Origin of the sequence: Streptomyces sp. H51, assembly GCF_035656535.1 — a bacterium.
Lineage (GTDB): Bacteria > Actinomycetota > Actinomycetes > Streptomycetales > Streptomycetaceae > Streptomyces.
In genome coordinates this window covers 273,320-290,801 of the sequence record NZ_JAYMHD010000077.1, presented here as the reverse complement: position 1 = coordinate 290,801, position 17,482 = coordinate 273,320, and the positions used below count along the sequence as shown (strand labels likewise).

Below are 17,482 nucleotides of genomic sequence, written 5' to 3'. Positions count from 1 at the left end.
GAGTGCCCGGGTGAGCATCATCGGGGTCGGTATCGACGTGGCCGAGATCGAGCGGTTCGCGGCGTCGCTGGAGCGTACGCCCGGACTGGCTCGACGGCTGTTCCTGGACGGCGAGTTGCTGCTGCCCGGCGGGGAGCGCAGGGGCGTCGCCTCGCTCGCCGTCCGGTTCGCCGCCAAGGAGGCGCTGGCCAAGGCGCTCGGCGCGCCGGCCGGGCTGCTGTGGACGGACGCCGAGGTCTTCGTCGAGGACAGCGGGCAGCCGAGGCTGCGGGTGAAGGGCACCGTGGCCGCGCGCGCCGCGGACCTGGGGGTGCGGTCCTTCCACGTGTCGCTGAGCCACGACGCGGGAGTCGCGTCGGCCGTGGTGATCGCGGAGGGCTGACCGGCCCACGTGCGGGCGCGGGCGCTTCCGGGGCAGACTCGACCCCATGCGTACTGCGTACAGCGTGGAGACGGTGAGGGCGGCCGAGCGGGAGCTGATGGCGCGGCTCCCGGACGGGGCGTTGATGCAGCGGGCGGCGGCCGGACTGGCGGCCGCCTGCGCCGACTTGCTCGGGCGGGTCTACGGCAGCCGGGTCGTCGTGCTCGTCGGCAGCGGGGACAACGGAGGTGACGCCCTGTACGCCGGTGCGCGGCTGGCCCGGCGCGGAGCCGGCGTCACGGCCGTGCTGCTCGCGCCCGAGCGGGCGCACGCCGGCGGACTGGCCGCGCTGCGCCGGGCCGGGGGGACCACCGTCCGGACGGAGGACGCCGAGCCGCTGATCGAAGGGGCCGACCTCGTCGTCGACGGCATCGTCGGCATCGGCGGCCAGGGCGGGCTGCGGCCGGACGCCGCGCCGCTGGCAGCCGCCGCCGAGCGGTCGCGGGCGGCCGTCGTCGCCGTCGACCTGCCGAGCGGCGTCGACGTCGACACGGGCGAGGTGCGCGGAGTCGCGGTGCGCGCCGATCTGACGGTCACCTTCGGGACCCACAAGCCGGGGCTGCTGATCGATCCCGCCCGCGCGCACGCCGGGTCCGTGCGGCTCGTCGACATCGGGCTCGGCGACGTCCTTCCCGACGAGCCCGAACTGGAGGCGCTGCAACACGCCGACGTGGCCTGCCTGCTGCCGGTGCCGACGGCGGAGAGCGACAAGTACCGGCGCGGGGTCGTCGGCATCGCCGCCGGGTCGGCGCGGTATCCGGGGGCCGCGGTGCTCGCGGTGTCCGGCGCGCTCCGGGGCGGCGCCGGCGCCGTGCGGTACGTGGGGCCGGCCGCGGACGCCGTCATCGCCCGGTTCCCGGAGACGCTCGTGTCGGACCAGGGCCCCAGGCATGCCGGGCGGGTGCAGGCGTGGGTGGTGGGCCCCGGCGCCGGGGACGACGCGTCGGCCGTCGGAGAGGTGCTGTCGGCGGACGTGCCGGTGCTGATCGACGCGGACGGACTGCGGCTCGCCGACGTCGGCGCCGTACGGTCGCGGACGGCGCCGACGTTGATGACCCCGCACGCCGGAGAGGCCGCCGCGCTGCTCGGCGTGGCCCGGGAGGAGGTCGAGGGCGCGCGGCTGGCCTCCGCCCGCGAACTCGCCGCCCGCTACGGCGCCACCGTCCTGCTCAAGGGCTCCACCACACTCGTCGCCGACCCCGGCGGCGGGCCGGTGCGGGTGAATCCGACCGGCACGTCCTGGCTGGCCACGGCCGGGAGCGGCGACGTGCTGTCGGGACTCGCGGGATCGCTGCTGGCGTCCGGGCTGTCGGCGTCGGACGCCGGGAGCGCGGCCGCCTATCTGCACGGGCTGGCGGGGCGTTTCGCGGCGGACGGGGCGCCGGCGGGGGCCCACGACGTGGCCGAGGCGCTGCCGCGGGCGTGGCGGGACGTCTGCCGATGAGCGGGGTCGTCGATCCCCCTGAGCGGGGTCGTCGATCCGTTGAGCGGGTCCGCCGAGCCGCTGCGTGGGTCCGTCGATATGGGGTCGGCTCGTCGGTACGGGGTCGGTACGGGGCGGGGCGTCGGTGCGGGGTCGGTAGCCGGCCTCGGTACGGCGGGGCGTCGTACGCGGTTCGGTACGGCGGGGCGTCGGCACGTGGCCTCGGTGCGGGGTACGGCCCGGTCCACGACCGCGGTCGGCCTTCGTGGGACCGAGTGGCCCGTGATGTGGCCGGCGCGCCGGCGGGGGTGCGGCGGGGCTGTCGTTGAGTTGGGCCTTTGCCGGGTCGTTGAGCGGTTCGCCGGTGTGGGTGGCGCGGTCCGGCATGACCGCGGTCGGCCTTCGTGTGATCGAGGGGCCCGCGACGTGGCCGGGGCGTTGCCGGGGGCGGCCGGCCTGGGCCGCTGAACTCGTCCGTCGATCCGTTGAGCGGGTCCGTCGGTGCGGGGGGACGCGGGCGCCGGGGGCCGGGGCGGCGGCAGGTGTCTGTCGGGTCCGGCTGGGGCCTCTGAGAGACTGGGGGCGCCATGAACGAGACAGCAGCTGCCCCCACCGCGACCCTGCGGGCCCGCGCCGAGATCGACCTCGCTGCCCTGCGGGCCAATGTGCGGGCCCTGCGTGCCGTCGCGTCCGGGGCGGCCGTCATGGCCGTCGTGAAGTCCGACGCGTACGGCCACGGGGCCGTGCCGTGCGCCCGCGCGGCCGTCGAGGCGGGGGCGACCTGGCTAGGCACGGCCACCCCCGAGGAGGCGTTCGCGCTGCGGGCCGCCGGGCTTCCGGGGCGGGTGATGTGCTGGCTGTGGACCCCCGGCGGGCCGTGGCAGCAGGCCATCGAGGCCGACGTCGACGTGTCGGTCAGCGCCATGTGGGCCCTGGCCGAGGTCACCGAGGCCGCCCGGCGGGCCGGCCGGCCCGCCCGCGTGCACCTGAAGGCCGACACCGGCCTCGGCCGCAACGGATGCCAGCCGGGCGCCGACTGGAGCGAACTCGTCGGCGCGGCCCGCCGCGCCGAGCGCGACGGGCTGCTGCGGGTCACCGGCCTGTGGTCCCACTTCGCCTGCGCCGACGAACCCGGACACCCCTCCATCGCCGCGCAGCTCGCCCTGTTCGAGGAGATGGCCGCCCACGCCGAGGCGCAGGGCGTGCGGCCCGAGGTGCGGCACATGGCCAACTCGCCGGCCCTGCTCACGCTTCCCCGGAGCCACTTCGACCTGGTCCGCACCGGCATCGCGATGTACGGCATCTCGCCCAGCCCCGAGATCGGCACCCCCGCCGACTTCGGGCTGCGCCCGGTGATGACGCTGTCGGCGTCCCTCGCCCTGGTCAAGCACGTGCCGGGCGGCCACGGCGTCAGCTACGGCCACCACTACGCCACCCCCGGCGACACCACCCTCGGCCTCGTCCCCGTCGGATACGCCGACGGCATCCCGCGGCACGCCTCCGGCACCGGCCCCGTCCTGATCGGCGGCAAGTGGCGCACGGTCGCGGGGCGGGTGGCGATGGACCAGTTCGTCGTGGATCTCGGGGGAGACGAGCCCGAGGCCGGCGCCGAAGCGGTGCTGTTCGGGCCCGGTGACCGCGGCGAGCCGACCGCCGAGGACTGGGCGCAGGCCGCGGGCACCATCGCGTATGAGATCGTCACCCGCATCGGAACGCGTGTTCCTCGCGTCCATACACATGTCCGTACGGACGACCATGTGGGCGAGGGGCAAGCGGGGTAGCCGCTCAGGGTTCCGACGGCGTCACACCGTCCGTGGGCGGCACCGGCCCGGTGCCGCGCGAGCCATCGAACAGCAGTCCGTCGAAGGGGAGCGGGTACGTGAGCGAGAGCAGTGCGGAGGCCCTCACGGCCGTCGCCTCCGCCGCGCAGGCGACGGCCGTGACGGCCGCGACCGCCACGACGGCCGCGGCGGGCGCGACTGGCGGGACGGGCGGGACCTGGCGCAAGGTGACCGGCATCGCGGGTGCCGCGATAGGCGTGGTCGCCGCGGGCGCCGCCGCCGGCGTCGCCATCGAACGGCTCACCGTCGGCCGCGACATGCGGAAGAAGGCGCGGCTCGCCCTCGACTCCACCGGACCGTACGGGGCGCTGCGCGGCACCCCCGGCAAGGCGTACGCCGACGACGGGACGGAGCTGTACTACGAGGTCGACGACGTCGACCCGGAGACGGCCCCGGCACTGACCCCGCGCCGCCGCCGGCTGTTCGGGCGCAAGGCCCCCGCCCCGGTCACCGTCGTCTTCAGCCACGGCTACTGCCTCAACCAGGACTCCTGGCACTTCCAGCGCGCGGCCCTGCGGGGCGTGGTGCGGACCGTGCACTGGGACCAGCGCAGCCACGGCCGCTCCGGGCGGGGCGTGCGGCAGGTACGCGACGGGGTGCCGGTCACCATCGAGCAGCTGGGACAAGACCTGAAGGCCGTCATCGACGCCGCCGCGCCGGAGGGCCCGATCGTGCTGGTCGGGCACTCGATGGGCGGCATGACCGTGATGGCCCTGGCCGACCGGTACCCCGAGCTGATCCGCGACCGGGTCGTCGCGGTCGCCCTCGTCGGCACGTCGTCCGGGCGGCTCGGCGAGGTCAACTTCGGCCTGCCGGTGGCCGGCGTCAACGCCGTGCGGCGGGTGCTGCCCGGAGTGCTGAAGGTGCTGGGGCAGCGGGCGGAGCTGGTGGAGAAGGGGCGGCGGGCCACCGCCGACCTGTTCGCCGGGGTCGTCAAGCGGTACTCGTTCGCCTCCCGGGACGTCGACCCGGCCGTCGCCCGGTTCGCCGAGCGGATGATCGAGGGCACGCCGATCGACGTCGTCGCCGAGTACTACCCGGCGTTCGACGACCACGACAAGACCGAGGCGCTCGCGCTGTTCAGGGACATACCCGTGCTGGTGCTGGCCGGTATCGGCGATCTGGTCACGCCCAGCGAGCACAGCGAGGCCATCGCCGACCTGCTGCCGGACTCCGAACTGGTGCTCGTGCCGGACGCCGGGCACCTGGTGATGCTGGAGCACCCGGAGGTGGTCACCGACCGGCTCGCCGACCTGCTGACCCGTGTGGGAGCCGTGCCCGCAGGGGCTACCGTGGGTGGCTATGGAAGCACCAGCAGCACCGCACGACGCGGCTGAGACCGAGCTGACCGTCACCTCCCCCGAGCAGATGCGGGAACTGGGCCGCAGACTGGCGAAACTGCTGCGCGCCGGTGACCTGGTGATGCTCAACGGCGAACTCGGCGCGGGCAAGACGACCCTCACCCGCGGCCTCGGCGAGGGGCTCGGCGTCCGGGGCGCGGTCACCTCCCCGACCTTCGTGATCGCCCGGGTGCACCCGTCGCTCGCCGACGGTCCGGCGCTGGTCCACGTCGACGCCTACCGGCTGGGCGGCGGGCTGGACGAGATGGAGGACCTCGACCTGGACGTCTCGCTGCCGGATTCGGTGGTCGTCGTGGAGTGGGGCGAGGGCAAGGTCGAGGAGCTGACCGACGACCGCCTGCACGTCGTCATCCACCGGGCCGTCGGCGACACCGCGGACGAGGTCCGGCACGTGACGGTGACCGGGCTGGGGGAGCGGTGGGCGGCGGCCGACCTGAGCGTGCTGTCGGCCTGACGCGGTCGCTCCCTCTTCCCCGGGGGTGGGTTCCGACGCGATGTCGGCAAGATGTTGCGTCCGGCGTCCGATACGTGGTCACATGGTGTCTCCGACGTAGTTAGGTGTACCTAACTATGCTCGCCCCCGGCTCCCAGGAGGCGCCCATGCCGGCCACGGAACGAGACGAGGCGCCGCCGCGCGAGGTCTCCGCGGTGCCCATGAGCGCCCTGCTGGCGTCCTGCGCCGCGGCGAAGGCCGTCTCCACCCCGCCGCGCCTGCCCGACCCCGAGGCGGCCCGGCCGAACCCCCCGCGCCGGGAGACCGGGCACCGGGAAGCCGCGCACCGGGACGCCGCCTGAGCTCCCCGGCCGAGGGCCCGGCCCCGGCGCGGCGCCGGGCGGACGGACCCGGAGCAGGCCGGACGAAGTCCACGACGGTCCGGTGGCGTCCTGAAGGGGCGCGGGGAACTGCGCGACCGGCCACGACGGTGCGGCGGGTGACGGGCGGCATGGCGCGGTACGTCCGGTGGTGCTTCGGCAGCGGTCCGGTGGCGTCCTGAAGGGGCGCGGGGAACTGCGCGACCGGCCACGACGGTGCGGCGGGCGGCAGGCGGCACGGCGCGGCACGTCCGGCGGAGCGCTCAGCGGACCACCACGACCGGGCGGCCGATCGTCGCGAACGCCCACATCGCGTCGCCGTCCTGGCGGGACTCGCGGATGCCGCCCGTGCGCACGCCCTCGTCCGGTTTCGCCGTCGCCGGCCCCGCCGGTGTGCTGAACCCGACGGCGACGCCGTCCACGTCGGCGAAGCGGACGACGTGCCGGACGGGGGCGCCGTCGGTGCCGGTGACGGAGTTCGAGCGGGAGGTGACCTCGTAGGTGCCCGGCGCCGGGTCCACCTTGCCGGGCAGCACCAGGAACGTGCGGCGCACCTTGCCGCCCGCGCCGACCAGCCACACCCGGTCGCCGGTCACCGAGTACACGACCCGTGCGCCCGTGCCGGAGTCGACGGGCAGCGCGGTGGGGTCCTTCGGGCCGCGGGCCGGGTGCGTGGGCGCCGCCGACGGCGACCTGCCGGCGTGCGGTCCGCCCAGGCCGTCCGGGACGCCCGCGGAGGCATGGAAGGCGAGGACGCCGACCGTCGCGACGGCCGCCGTGGTGAGCCCGAACACGATTCCTGAGCTGCCGCCTGCCACCGTCGACCACCTCAGCCGTCGCGTCGTACGTCGTGCTTCCGGGCGACCGTAGCAGCCCCCGTGCGCCCGGACCGGGCGGCCGTGCGCGCGCCGCGGGAGCCGTAGGCTGTTTGCGTGCTCTTGCTCGCTCTGGATACCGCCACCCCCGCCGTCACCGTCGCCCTGCACGACGGAACGGACGTCATCGCCTCCTCGACCCAGGTGGACGCGCGCCGGCACGGAGAGCTGCTGCTGCCGGCCGTCGACCGGCTGCTCGCCGAGGCCGGACTCAAGATCGACGCCGTCACCGGCATCGTCGTCGGCGTCGGCCCCGGCCCGTACACCGGGCTGCGGGTCGGCCTGATGACCGCGGACACCTTCGGGCTGGTGCTCGGTGTCCCGGTGCACGGCGTGTGCACGCTCGACGGCCTCGCCTACGCGGCGGACATCGAGGAGGGCCCCTTCGTCGTGGCGACCGACGCCCGGCGCAAGGAGGTCTACTGGGCGACCTACGCCGACTCCCGCACCCGTCTGACCGGCCCGGCCGTCGACCGGCCCGCCGACATCGCCGACCGGGTCGCCGGGCTGCCGGCCGTCGGCGCGGGCGCGCTGCTGTACCCGGACACCTTCCCGCGGGCCCACGAGCCCGAGCACGTGTCGGCCGCCGCGCTGGCCTCGCTGGCCGCCGAGCGGCTCGCCGCCGGCACGGAACTGCCCGCTCCACGGCCGCTGTACCTGCGCCGGCCCGACGCCCAGGTGCCCAAGAACTACAAGGTGGTCACCCCCAAGTGACCGGACCCGAGACCCCCCGACTGCGCGAGATGCGCTGGTGGGACATCGACCCCGTGCTGGAGCTGGAGAAGGACCTGTTCCCCGAGGACGCCTGGTCCCGGGGCATGTTCTGGTCCGAACTGGCCCACGCGCGCGGCCCCGAGGCGACGCGCCGCTACCTCGTCGCCGAGGCCGGCGGCCGGATCGTCGGGTACGCCGGGCTCGCCGCCTCCGGCGACCTCGCCGACGTGCAGACCGTCGCCGTCGCCCGCGACCACCAGGGCACCGGGCTCGGCGGACGCCTGCTGACCGAGCTGCTGCGGGCGGCGACCGCGTTCGAGTGCTCCGAGGTGATGCTGGAGTGCCGGATCGACAACACCCGCGCCCAGAAGCTGTACGAGCGCTTCGGCTTCGAGGCCATCGGGTTCCGGCGCGGCTACTACCAGCCGGGCAACGTCGATGCCCTGGTGATGCGCCTGACCGACCCTTCCACCTCCGTACAAGGAACCGAGATCAATGGCTGACGAACCACTCGTCCTCGGCATCGAGACCTCCTGCGACGAGACCGGCGTCGGCATCGTCCGCGGCACCACCCTGCTGGCCGACGCCGTCGCCTCCAGCGTCGACGAGCACGCCCGCTTCGGCGGCGTCGTGCCGGAGGTGGCCTCCCGCGCGCACCTGGAGGCGATGGTGCCGACCATCGACCGCGCGCTGAAGGACGCCGGGGTCAGCGCCCGCGACCTGGACGGCGTCGCGGTCACCGCGGGCCCCGGGCTGGCGGGCGCCCTGCTGGTCGGCGTCTCGGCGGCGAAGGCGTACGCCTACGCCCTCGGCAAGCCGCTGTACGGCGTCAACCACCTCGCCTCCCACATCTGCGTCGACCAGCTGGAGCACGGCCCGCTGCCGGAGCCGACGATGGCGCTGCTGGTCAGCGGCGGGCACTCGTCGCTGCTGCTGTCGGGCGACATCACCTCCGACGTCCGGCCGCTGGGCGCGACCATCGACGACGCGGCCGGCGAGGCCTTCGACAAGATCGCCCGTGTGCTGGACCTCGGGTTCCCCGGCGGCCCGGTCATCGACCGGTACGCGCGGGAGGGCGACCCGGACGCGATCGCGTTCCCGCGTGGCCTGACCGGCCCGCGCGACCCGGCGTACGACTTCTCCTTCTCCGGTCTCAAGACGGCCGTCGCCCGCTGGATCGAGGCCAAGCGGGCCGCGGGCGAGGAGGTGCCGGTGCGGGACGTGGCGGCCTCCTTCCAGGAGGCGGTCGTCGACGTGCTCACCCGCAAGGCCGTGCGGGCGTGCAAGGACGAGGGCGTGGACCACCTGATGATCGGCGGCGGCGTGGCCGCCAACTCCCGGCTGCGGGCGCTGGCGCAGACGCGCTGCGAGGCGGCCGGGATCCGGCTCAGGGTGCCGCGGCCCAAGCTGTGCACGGACAACGGCGCGATGGTGGCGGCGCTCGGCGCGGAGATGGTGGCCCGGAACCGGCCGGCGTCCGGCTGGGACCTGTCGGCCGACTCCTCGCTGCCGGTGACGGACCCGCACGTACCCGGCAACGGCAACGGCCACGATCACGGCAACAGTCACGGGCGCGGGCACGGGCACGGGCATAGTCATGATCACGTGCACGAGACCGCCAAGGAGAACCTGTACTCGTGACCGTCGCGCTGATGTGGGAGGCGAGGGCCGCCGCGGGGCGCGGCGCGGAACTGCTCGCCTGGGCGCGGGCCCGGGAACTCCCGGCCCGCCCCCTGCGCCGGGAGACCTTCCGCGCCCCGCAGGACCGCGTCCTCGTCATCACCTGGTGGGACGCGGCCCTCGACGCCGATCTCCCCGAACTGCCCGAGCCGGACGCCGAGTTGGTCACCCGAGCGGTGCACCGTTGGCGGTTCGAGTCGGTGGGGACGGAGTAGGGGCCGGGTGCCCCGAGGCGGGCGGGGCACCCGGGTCACCCCGGTCGCCCCTGGGTCACCTGAGTGACCCAGGGGCGCCCCGGTCCCCCGGCTCGCCCAGGGTCACTCCGCCGGTGACACCTCCGTCTCGCAGCGCAGCCGCCGGTCCGCGCCCAGCGGCCGGACCGGGCCGGTCAGCGCGAGGTGTGCCGTGTGGCGGACCTCCGCGCTGGACGCCGCCAGCCGCAGTTCCAGGGCGCCCGGTTCGACCACCCGGGTGCCGGAGCGGTCGGTGAACGCCGACAGGTCCGCGTGGAAGCGGAAGGTGACGCGGGCCGCCGCGCCCGGCTCCAGCTCCAGCCGCCGGTAGCCGATCAGGCGCACGTCCGGCCGGGTCACCGAGGCCACCGGGTCGTGCAGGTACAGCTGCACCACCTCCGCCCCGGCCCGGTCGCCGGTGTTGCGGACGGTCAGCGACAGGTCGTAGGAGCCGTCCGTGGCGATCTCGGGCGCGGTGCCCGCGAAGTCGTCCCAGGCGAACGTCGTGTAGGAGCGCCCGTGCCCGAAGGCGTACAGCGGGGTCGGGTCCAGGTTGCTGACCTCGCCCGCGAGGCCGAGCGGCGGCTGGAGGTAGGTCCAGGGCTGGCCGCCGGGCTCGCGCGGCACGCTCACCGGGAGGCGGCCCGAGGGGTTGACGCGGCCGGACAGCACTCCGGCCACCGCCGCCCCGCCCTCCTCGCCCGGGAAGAAGGCCTGCACGACGGCGCCCAGCCGGCCGTGCCAGCGGCCCAGGGCGTAGGGCCGGCCGGTCAGCAGCACCAGCACCACGGGCACCCCGGTGGCGACCAGGCGGTCCAGCAGCTCGCCCTGCACGCCCGGCAGCCGCAGGTCGGTCACGTCGCAGCCCTCGCCCGAGGTGCCCCGGCCGAACAGGCCCGCCCGGTCGCCGAGGAACGCCACGCACACGTCGGCCTCCGACGCGCGGGCCACCGCCTCCTCGAAGCCGGAGGCGTCCGGGTCGGACACCCCGCAGCCCTCCGCGAACGTGACCTTGGCGTCGGGGAGTTCGGTGCGCAGCGCGTCCAGCACGGTCGGGATGTCGATCCCCATGGGCACCTCGGGGTGCCGGGGCAGGACGTGCGAGGGGAAGGAGTAGCAGCCGAGCATCGCCAGCGCGTCCGCCGCCCTCGGGCCCACCACCGCGATCCGGGTGTCGGACGCCAGCGGCAGCAGCCCGTCGGGGTTGTCCAGCAGCACCACCGACTCCTGGGCGAGCCGGCCGGCCACATCGCGGTTGGCCGCGGAGTCGAGGTCGAGCGCCGCGGCCGGCTCCGGATCCCAGTCCTCGTCCAGCAGGCCCAGTTCACACTTCTGCAGCAGGACCCGGCGGGCCGCCCGGTCCACCACGGACTCGGGGACCTCGCCCGCCCGGACGGCCTCCAGCAGCGGCCTGCCGTAGCAGTTCAGCGAGGGCAGCTCCACGTCGATCCCGGCGGTCAGCGCCGCGTGCGCCGCCTCGGCGGGGGAGCCCGCGACGCGGTGCAGGGTCTGCAGGAAGGCGATGCCGAAGTAGTCGGCGACCACCGTGCCGGTGAAGCCCCACTCCTCCCGCAGCAGCCCGGTCAGCAGGGCGGGGTCCGCGGAGGCGGGGATGCCGTCGGTGTCGGTGTACGCGGCCATCACCGAGCGGGCCCCGCCCTCGCGCAGCGCCATCTCGAACGGTGGCAGCGTCACGTCGGCGAACTCGCGCACGCCCGCCCGGACGGGAGCGAGGTTGCGGGCGCCGGCCGAGGACGCGTACCCGGCGAAGTGCTTGAGCGTGGCGACGACGCCGGCCGACTCCAGGCCGCGCACGTAGGCCGTGCCGATGGTGCCGACCAGGTACGGGTCCTCGCCGATCGTCTCCTCCACCCGCCCCCAGCGCGGATCGCGTACGACGTCCAGCACCGGGGCGAGGCCCTGGTGGACGCCGGCCGCCCGCAGGTCGTGCCCGATGCGCCGGGCCATCTCCTCGACCAGGCCGGGGTCGAAGGTGGCGCCCCAGGCCAGCGGGACGGGGTAGGCCGTGGCGCCCCAGGCCGTGAAGCCGGCCAGGCACTCCTCGTGGGCGACGGCCGGGATGCCGAAGCGGCCGGCCGCGGCGATGCGCCGCTGGGCGCGTGCCAGGGCCTGCGCGCCCAGCGCCGGGTCCACCGGGGCGGTGCCGTAGGAGCGGGTGAGCTGGCCCAGGCCGTGGGTGATCAGTTCGTCGTAGTCGTAGTCGGCGGCCATCTGGCTCTGCAGCGGGGCGACTCCGTCGCCGTCCGTGGCGGCGCCCACCCACACCCCGTACAACTGGGCGGTCTTCTCCTCCAGGGTCATCCGGGAGAGGAGGTCGTCGACGCGGGCGGCGGCGGGCAGGGCGGGGTCACGCCAGGGGGCGGTGGTCATGAAACTCCTGCTCTTGTCGAGGCGGGGTGCGGCCCTCTCGCGAATGTTTCGGTAGGTATGTCGAATGTTCCGGAACCTAGGCCCGTGACGAAAGGTTCGTCAAGAGGGGACGCAGGGATACGATCGCCGCCATGACCCCTCCGGAGCCCCAGGAAACGCGGACGGCGGCGCGGTCGGCGCAGAGCGCGACGCTCGCCGAGATCGCCCGTGAGGCCGGCGTGTCCGCGCCGACTGTTTCGAAGGTCCTCAACGGACGTGCGGACGTGGCCCCGGCCACCCGCAGCCGCGTGGAGGAACTGCTGCGCGTCCACGGCTACCGGCGCCGGCGCGCCGAGACCAGCCGCTCGCCCCTGATCGACCTGGTCTTCCACGAACTGGAGAGCGCCTGGGCGATGGAGGTCATCCGGGGCGTGGAGAACGTCGCCCGGGACGCCGGCCTGAGCGTCGTGCTGAGCGAGAGCGCAGGCCGGCTCACCCCCGGCCGCACCTGGGCCGACCAGGTCGCCGCGCGCCGGCCGCACGGCGTGATCCTGGTGCTGTCCGGCCTCGACGACTCCCAGCGCGCCCTGCTGACCAGCCGCTCCATCCCGTTCGTGGTGGTGGACCCGGCGGGCGACCCGGGCGTCGACGTGCCGTCGATCGGCGCCACCAACTGGCAGGGCGGGCTGGCCGCCACCCGCCACCTGGTCGAACTCGGCCACACCCGCATCGGCACCATCAGCGGACCGTCCCGCATCATGTGCAGCCGCGCCCGCGTCGACGGCTACCGGGCGGCCCTGGAGACCGCCGGGCTCCCGGTCGATCCGTCGATGATCGCGCCCGGCGACTTCCGTCACGAGACCGGCTACCGGCAGGGGCTGCGGCTGCTGCGCCGCCCGGACCGGCCGACCGCCGTGTTCGCCGGCAACGACCTCCAGGCGCTCGGGCTGTACGAGGCCGCCCGCGAGCTCGGGCTGCGGATCCCGGAGGACCTGAGCGTGGTCGGGTTCGACGACCTGCCGGTCGCCCGCTGGGTGGGTCCGCCGCTGACGACCGTACGGCAGCCGCTGACGGAGATGGCCGAGACGGCGGCCCGGCTGGTCCTCGACCTCGGCCGCGCGGACCAGGCCCCGGTGGCCACCCGGGTGGAACTCGCGACGAGCCTGGTGGTGCGCAGCAGCACGGCAGCGCCGCCCGCGGCCTGAGGCCCCAGCGCCGCCGGCGGCCTGAGGCCCAGCGCCGTCGGCGGCCTGACGGCTCCGGCCGGGCGCGGTCGGCACGGGGGAGCCTGTCTGTTGCTGTATTGACGGGTGTGGCGGGCCGCCCGACACTCTCCGAAGTCAATCGGTTGCACGGTCGAAACTTTCGGAGGTCCCTCGCGATGAGATCTTTGAGAACGGCTTATCCCTGGCATCAGTGGTCACCGGCGCGCTGATGCTGTTCACGGCGCCCGCGGCGCACGCCGCCGACATCCCGCTGCGCGACCTCGGCGCCGCCAAGGGCAAGATCGTCGGCACGGCGGTGACCGGCTCCAAGCTCACCGGCACCTACGGCGACATCGCGGGCACCCAGTTCAGCTCGCTCACGCCCGGCAACGCCATGAAATGGGAGTCGGTCGAGCCGACGCAGGGCAGCTTCGACTGGACCGAGGCCGACCAGATCGTCGCCTTCGCCGAGGCGCACGACCAGCGGGTGCGCGGCCACACCCTGGTCTGGCACAGCCAGAACCCGAGCTGGCTGACGAACGGCTCCTGGACCTCCGCCCGGCTCAGCAGCCTGCTGCAGAACCACATCAGCACCGAGGTCGGCCGCTACAAGGGGCGGATCGCCGCCTGGGACGTCGTCAACGAGCCCTTCAACGAGGACGGCACCTACCGCTCCGCCCTCTGGTACAACGGCCTCGGCGCCGACTACATCGCCACCGCCCTCACCTGGGCGCACGCCGCCGACCCGGCCGCCAAGCCCCGGCTACGGGGCGGCGACGCCGTACGACGACAACCACGCGCCCAAGCCCGCGTACCACGGCATCGCGGAGGCGCTCGGCGGCACGACCACCCCGCCGCCCACGGACGGCTGCACGGCGGCGTACAGCGTGACCGACCAGTGGAGCACCGGGTTCACGGGAGAGGTGCGGATCTCCTGCTCCGGGGGGTCCCTGTCGTCCTGGAAGGTGAACTGGACGTACGGCGCCGGCCAGCAGGTCACCCAGGCGTGGAACGCCACCTGCACCCAGTCCGGGGCGGCGGTGACGTGCGCCGACGCCTCCTACAACGGCACGGTTCCGGACGGCGGTTCGGTGACCTTCGGGTTCAACGGGTCCTGGAGCGGCAGCAATCCGGTGCCCACGGTGTCACTGGGCTGAGCCGGGGACCGGGCGGGGCCGAGCGGGGCCGAGCGCGGCACCGTGAGGGCCGGGAAGCGCGAGACTCCCCGAAGGGACCGCCCGCAGCGCGCCTCCGACCATCCCCCGATACCGCGGACTCACCGTCCCGCCCGTGACCGGACACGAGAACGCCGACGCGGGCGGACCCGGAGGCCGACGGCCGAGAGCGCTGAGGGCCGTCGGCCTCACTCCGCCGCCACGGCCTCCGTGCGCGGGCCGGAAAAAATCTTCGAAGAAGTCCGGCGCGCCTGTCGATCCGGCCGTCGTTCGTTCGACGAACTGGGTGAGAGGCCGGAAACGAAGGAACCGGCCCGCAGACCGAACGACCACCGAACGACCACCGAACGACCGAGGAGCCACCATGCCCCGCTTCATGTCACTGGTCCGGATCGACGAGAACTCCGCGCCTGCCGGGGGCCCCAGCCCGGAGATGATGCAGCGGATGGGAGAGCTGATCGAGGAGATCACCAAGGCCGGGGTGATGCTGGACACCGCCGGGCTGACGCCGTCGGCGCAGGGCACCCGGGTGCACTGGGACGGCCGGAACACCTCCGTCACCGACGGACCCTTCACCGAGTCCAAGGAGGTCATCGGCGGTTACGCGATCATGCAGTGCAAGGACAAGGCCGAGGCGCTGGAGTGGGCCTCGCGGTTCCTCAAGGTCCACGGCGAGGAGTGGCAGGTGACCTGCGAGGTGCGCGAGATCGCGGAGGGCTGATTCCTCCTGGCCTCCGGCCGCCGCGGGGTGTTCGATGGTGGGTTGTGACACCGCAGCCCACCGCCGGCCCCCGCCGGGCCGCCGACCCGGACCCCTGCCGGGCCGCCGATCCCCGCCAGGCCATCGACACCGTCTTCCGCATCGAGTCCCCGCGCGTCATCGCGGGCGTCGCCCGCATCGTCCGCGACGTCGGCATCGCCGAGGAACTCGCGCAGGACGCGCTGGTCGCCGCGCTGGAGCAGTGGCCGCGGGACGGGGTGCCCGACAACCCGGGCGCCTGGCTCATGGCCACCGCCCGGCACCGCGCCGTCGACCTGGTCCGGCGCCGGGAGACCTACGCCCGCAAGCTGCGCGAGATCGGGCGGGACCTGGAGACGACGGCGCCGTTCGAGGAGCCCGCAGACTCCCGCGACCCTGATGGCATCGACGACGACCTGCTGCGGCTGGTGTTCACCGCCTGTCACCCGGTGCTGTCCGCCGAAGCCCGCATCGCGCTGACCCTGCGCCTGCTCGGCGGCCTGACCACGGCCGAGATCGCCCGCGCGTTCCTCACCCCCGAGCCGACGATCGCCCAGCGCATCGTGCGCGCCAAGCGGACGCTGGCCGCGAAGAACGTCGCCTTCGAGGTGCCGTACGGGCCGGAGCGCGCGGCCCGGCTCGGGTCGGTCCTCGACGTCGTCTACCTCGTCTTCAACGAGGGGTACGCCGCCACGGCCGGCGACGACTGGCTGCGCCCCGCCCTGTGCGAGGACGCGCTGCGGCTGGCCCGCGTGCTGTCGCAGCTGATGCCCGGGGAGCCCGAGGTGCACGGGCTGACCGCGCTGCTGGAGTTCCAGGCGTCCCGCACGGCCGCCCGCACCGGCCCGGGCGGCGAACCCGTGCTGCTGAAGGACCAGAACCGCCGCCGCTGGAACCGCATGCTCATCGCCCGCGGCATCGCCGCCCTCGACCGCGCCGGGGCCGCCTCCCCGTCCGGCGCCCCGGGCCCCTACGCCCTCCAGGCCGCCATCGCCGCCTGCCACGCGCACGCGCACTCCTACGAGGAGACCGACTGGGCGAGCATCGCCACCCTGTACGGGCTGCTGGCCGCACGCGCCCCGTCCCCGGTCGTCGAGCTCAACCGCGCGGTGGCCGTGTCCATGGCCGAGGGCCCGGCGAAGGCGCTGGAGATCGTCGACGCCCTCGCCGCCGCGCCCGCCCTGCGCGACTACCACCTGCTGCCCAGCGTCCGCGGTGACCTGCTGGCCCGCCTGGGACGCACGGCGGAGGCGGGCGAGGAACTGGCCCGGGCGGCCGGGCTGACGCGCAACGCCCGCGAGCGGCAACTGCTGCTGGACCGGCTCCGGTCCCTCCCCGGCGTCTGAGGTCCTACCGCGCTTCCGGCCGCGCGGGCGCCCCGACCAGCATCGTCGGCGCCCCCGCGACCCGGGTCAGGAACACGGTCGCCGCGTTCGGCCCCTGCGGCTTGACCTTCCTGCGCAGCTCCTCCGGCTCCACCGCCGACCCGCGCTTCTTCACGGTCAGCGTCCCGACCTCCCGCTCCCGCAGCAGCGCCTTCAGCTTCTTCAGGTTGAAGGGCAGTCGGTCGGTGATCTCGTACGGCACGGCGTACGGCGTGGGCCGCAGGTGGTCGGCGGTGACGTAGGCGATGGTCGGGTCGATCAGGCCGCCGTCCAGTTCCTCGGCCACCTCGGCGACCAGGTGGGCGCGGATGACGGCCCCGTCGGGCTCGTACAGGTACCGGCCGACGGGGCGGACCGGGGGGTCGGGCAGGCCCCGGCCGTGCAGCGCGCGGGGGCCCGGCAGCAGCGTCGCCCGCACCGCGCCCGGCGCGGTCCCGAACCACAGCACGGCCTCCTTCACGTCCCCGCCGTCGGAGATCCACTCGGCCTCGGCGTCGGCGGGCACCGCCTCGTGCGGGATGCCGGGCGCGACCTTGAGGGCGGCGTGCGGCGCCGTGCGGGCCGCGCCGACCGCCCAGGAGAGCGGGGGCGAGTAGGCCTCCGGGTCGAAGACGCGGCCGCGTCCGCCGCGTCGGGCGGGGTCGACGAACACGGCGTCCCAGCCGGCCGTGTCCACCTCGGTCACGTCGGCCTGGCGCACTTCGATCAGCTCCGCGAGCCCGAGCGCGTCGGCGTTCGCGCGCGCCACGGCCGCCGTCACCGGGTCGCGGTCCACGGCGAGCACCCTGATGCCGGCCCGCGCCAGCGCGACCGCGTCCCCGCCGATCCCGCAGCACAGGTCGGCCACCGAGGTCACGCCCAGTTCGCGCAGCCGCCCGGCCCGGTACGCCGCGACGCTCGCCCGGGTCGACTGCTCGACCCCGTTCGGCGTGAAGAACATCCGGCGCGCGTCCGCCGCCCCGAACTTCGCCGCCGCCCGCTGCCGCAGCCGCGCCTGCCCGAGCGCCGCCGACACCAGTTCGGCGGGGTGCTCGCGGCGCAGCCGGGTGGCGACGGCGAGTTCGTCGGCCGGGGCGGTGTCGCGCACCTCTTCGAGGAGGGCGCGGCCTTCGGGGGCGAGGAGGCAGGCGAGGTCGTTCACCGGCTCATTGTGGGCCAGTCGGTGGATGGTGTGCCGCCGGCCGCGGTGTCGGGCCGGGACGCGGGACGGGGGCTGCGAGGATCCGGCATCATGCGAGCAGTACGAC

Annotated in this window: 16 protein-coding genes and 1 pseudogene; 14 read left to right on the top strand and 3 right to left on the bottom strand. The window is 75.1% G+C overall.

The window, feature by feature from the left end:
* Positions 1-10: 10 nt before the first annotated feature.
* The 6 genes from VKA29_RS30115 (at position 11) to VKA29_RS30090 (ending at position 5,841) form a co-directional block, all read left to right on the top strand.
* A complete protein-coding gene (locus tag VKA29_RS30115) occupies positions 11-382 on the top strand; it encodes a holo-ACP synthase (RefSeq protein ID WP_324789161.1) in 372 nt (123 codons plus the stop codon).
* Between the two features lie 46 nt (positions 383-428).
* The gene (locus VKA29_RS30110) at positions 429-1,865 is read left to right on the top strand and encodes an NAD(P)H-hydrate dehydratase (protein ID WP_324789160.1); all 1,437 of its coding nucleotides are present in this window, start codon (positions 429-431) and stop codon (positions 1,863-1,865) included.
* 566 nt (positions 1,866-2,431) lie between these two features.
* Positions 2,432-3,625, top strand: a complete 1,194-nt coding sequence (alr, locus tag VKA29_RS30105; protein ID WP_324789159.1) for an alanine racemase — start codon at positions 2,432-2,434, stop codon at positions 3,623-3,625.
* A gap of 98 nt (positions 3,626-3,723) precedes the next feature.
* Complete coding sequence (locus tag VKA29_RS30100; RefSeq protein WP_324789158.1) at positions 3,724-5,022, top strand: alpha/beta hydrolase; 1,299 nt, start codon at positions 3,724-3,726, stop codon at positions 5,020-5,022.
* On the top strand, positions 4,988-5,500 hold the full coding sequence (gene tsaE, locus VKA29_RS30095) for a tRNA (adenosine(37)-N6)-threonylcarbamoyltransferase complex ATPase subunit type 1 TsaE (protein ID WP_324789157.1): 513 nt from the start codon (positions 4,988-4,990) through the stop codon (positions 5,498-5,500). Before VKA29_RS30100 ends, tsaE begins: the two co-directional genes overlap by 35 nt.
* Positions 5,501-5,646: 146 nt before the next feature.
* Positions 5,647-5,841, top strand: a complete 195-nt coding sequence (locus VKA29_RS30090) for a hypothetical protein (protein WP_324789156.1) — start codon at positions 5,647-5,649, stop codon at positions 5,839-5,841.
* A gap of 281 nt (positions 5,842-6,122) precedes the next feature.
* Here the strand turns inward: VKA29_RS30090 and VKA29_RS30085 are convergent, their stop codons facing one another.
* Positions 6,123-6,677, bottom strand: coding sequence for a hypothetical protein (locus tag VKA29_RS30085; protein WP_324789155.1), 555 nt, complete (start codon positions 6,675-6,677; stop codon positions 6,123-6,125).
* A 114-nt stretch (positions 6,678-6,791) separates the two neighbouring features.
* Here VKA29_RS30085 and tsaB point away from each other — a divergent pair, with 114 nt between their 5' ends.
* Genes tsaB through VKA29_RS30065 form a run of 4 tightly spaced genes read left to right on the top strand, consistent with a single transcriptional unit; the run spans position 6,792 to position 9,343 of the window.
* The gene (gene tsaB, locus VKA29_RS30080; protein WP_324789154.1) at positions 6,792-7,448 is read left to right on the top strand and encodes a tRNA (adenosine(37)-N6)-threonylcarbamoyltransferase complex dimerization subunit type 1 TsaB; all 657 of its coding nucleotides are present in this window, start codon (positions 6,792-6,794) and stop codon (positions 7,446-7,448) included.
* The gene (gene rimI, locus VKA29_RS30075) at positions 7,445-7,951 is read left to right on the top strand and encodes a ribosomal protein S18-alanine N-acetyltransferase (protein WP_324789153.1); all 507 of its coding nucleotides are present in this window, start codon (positions 7,445-7,447) and stop codon (positions 7,949-7,951) included. The genes tsaB and rimI overlap by 4 nt, the downstream gene beginning before the upstream one ends.
* Complete coding sequence (tsaD, locus tag VKA29_RS30070; protein ID WP_324789152.1) at positions 7,944-9,089, top strand: tRNA (adenosine(37)-N6)-threonylcarbamoyltransferase complex transferase subunit TsaD; 1,146 nt, start codon at positions 7,944-7,946, stop codon at positions 9,087-9,089. Before rimI ends, tsaD begins: the two co-directional genes overlap by 8 nt.
* On the top strand, positions 9,086-9,343 hold the full coding sequence (locus VKA29_RS30065) for a hypothetical protein (RefSeq protein ID WP_324789151.1): 258 nt from the start codon (positions 9,086-9,088) through the stop codon (positions 9,341-9,343). Before tsaD ends, VKA29_RS30065 begins: the two co-directional genes overlap by 4 nt.
* Before the next feature lie 102 nt (positions 9,344-9,445).
* Here VKA29_RS30065 and VKA29_RS30060 read toward each other — a convergent pair whose 3' ends face one another.
* The gene (locus VKA29_RS30060) at positions 9,446-11,752 is read right to left on the bottom strand and encodes a glycoside hydrolase family 3 N-terminal domain-containing protein (protein ID WP_324789150.1); all 2,307 of its coding nucleotides are present in this window, start codon (positions 11,750-11,752) and stop codon (positions 9,446-9,448) included.
* A 131-nt stretch (positions 11,753-11,883) separates the two neighbouring features.
* Between VKA29_RS30060 and VKA29_RS30055 the strand changes: the two genes are divergently transcribed.
* The 4 genes and pseudogenes from VKA29_RS30055 (at position 11,884) to VKA29_RS30040 (ending at position 16,196) form a co-directional block, all read left to right on the top strand.
* Positions 11,884-12,936 carry a LacI family DNA-binding transcriptional regulator gene (locus VKA29_RS30055; RefSeq protein ID WP_324789149.1) on the top strand — a complete coding sequence of 351 codons (1,053 nt, stop codon included), beginning with the start codon at positions 11,884-11,886 and terminating at the stop codon, positions 12,934-12,936.
* Between the two features lie 229 nt (positions 12,937-13,165).
* Positions 13,166-14,093 (top strand): annotated as a pseudogene (locus VKA29_RS30050) (endo-1,4-beta-xylanase).
* Positions 14,094-14,475: 382 nt separating this feature from the next.
* The gene (locus tag VKA29_RS30045) at positions 14,476-14,832 is read left to right on the top strand and encodes a YciI family protein (RefSeq protein WP_324789148.1); all 357 of its coding nucleotides are present in this window, start codon (positions 14,476-14,478) and stop codon (positions 14,830-14,832) included.
* Positions 14,833-14,876: 44 nt separating this feature from the next.
* Complete coding sequence (locus VKA29_RS30040; RefSeq protein ID WP_420718595.1) at positions 14,877-16,196, top strand: RNA polymerase sigma factor; 1,320 nt, start codon at positions 14,877-14,879, stop codon at positions 16,194-16,196.
* Positions 16,197-16,200: 4 nt separating this feature from the next.
* Here VKA29_RS30040 and VKA29_RS30035 read toward each other — a convergent pair whose 3' ends face one another.
* Positions 16,201-17,376 carry a class I SAM-dependent methyltransferase gene (locus VKA29_RS30035; protein WP_324789147.1) on the bottom strand — a complete coding sequence of 392 codons (1,176 nt, stop codon included), beginning with the start codon at positions 17,374-17,376 and terminating at the stop codon, positions 16,201-16,203.
* Positions 17,377-17,482: the final 106 nt, after the last annotated feature.

Coding starts and splice junctions, on each gene's coding strand:
- VKA29_RS30110 (WP_324789160.1), top strand. CDS start 429: ATGCGTACTGCGTACAGCGTGGAGACGGTGAGGGCGGCCGAGCGGGAG.
- alr (WP_324789159.1), top strand. CDS start 2,432: ATGAACGAGACAGCAGCTGCCCCCACCGCGACCCTGCGGGCCCGCGCC.
- tsaE (WP_324789157.1), top strand. CDS start 4,988: ATGGAAGCACCAGCAGCACCGCACGACGCGGCTGAGACCGAGCTGACC.
- VKA29_RS30090 (WP_324789156.1), top strand. CDS start 5,647: ATGCCGGCCACGGAACGAGACGAGGCGCCGCCGCGCGAGGTCTCCGCG.
- tsaD (WP_324789152.1), top strand. CDS start 7,944: ATGGCTGACGAACCACTCGTCCTCGGCATCGAGACCTCCTGCGACGAG.
- VKA29_RS30060 (WP_324789150.1), bottom strand. CDS start 11,752: ATGACCACCGCCCCCTGGCGTGACCCCGCCCTGCCCGCCGCCGCCCGC.
- VKA29_RS30055 (WP_324789149.1), top strand. CDS start 11,884: ATGACCCCTCCGGAGCCCCAGGAAACGCGGACGGCGGCGCGGTCGGCG.
- VKA29_RS30045 (WP_324789148.1), top strand. CDS start 14,476: ATGCCCCGCTTCATGTCACTGGTCCGGATCGACGAGAACTCCGCGCCT.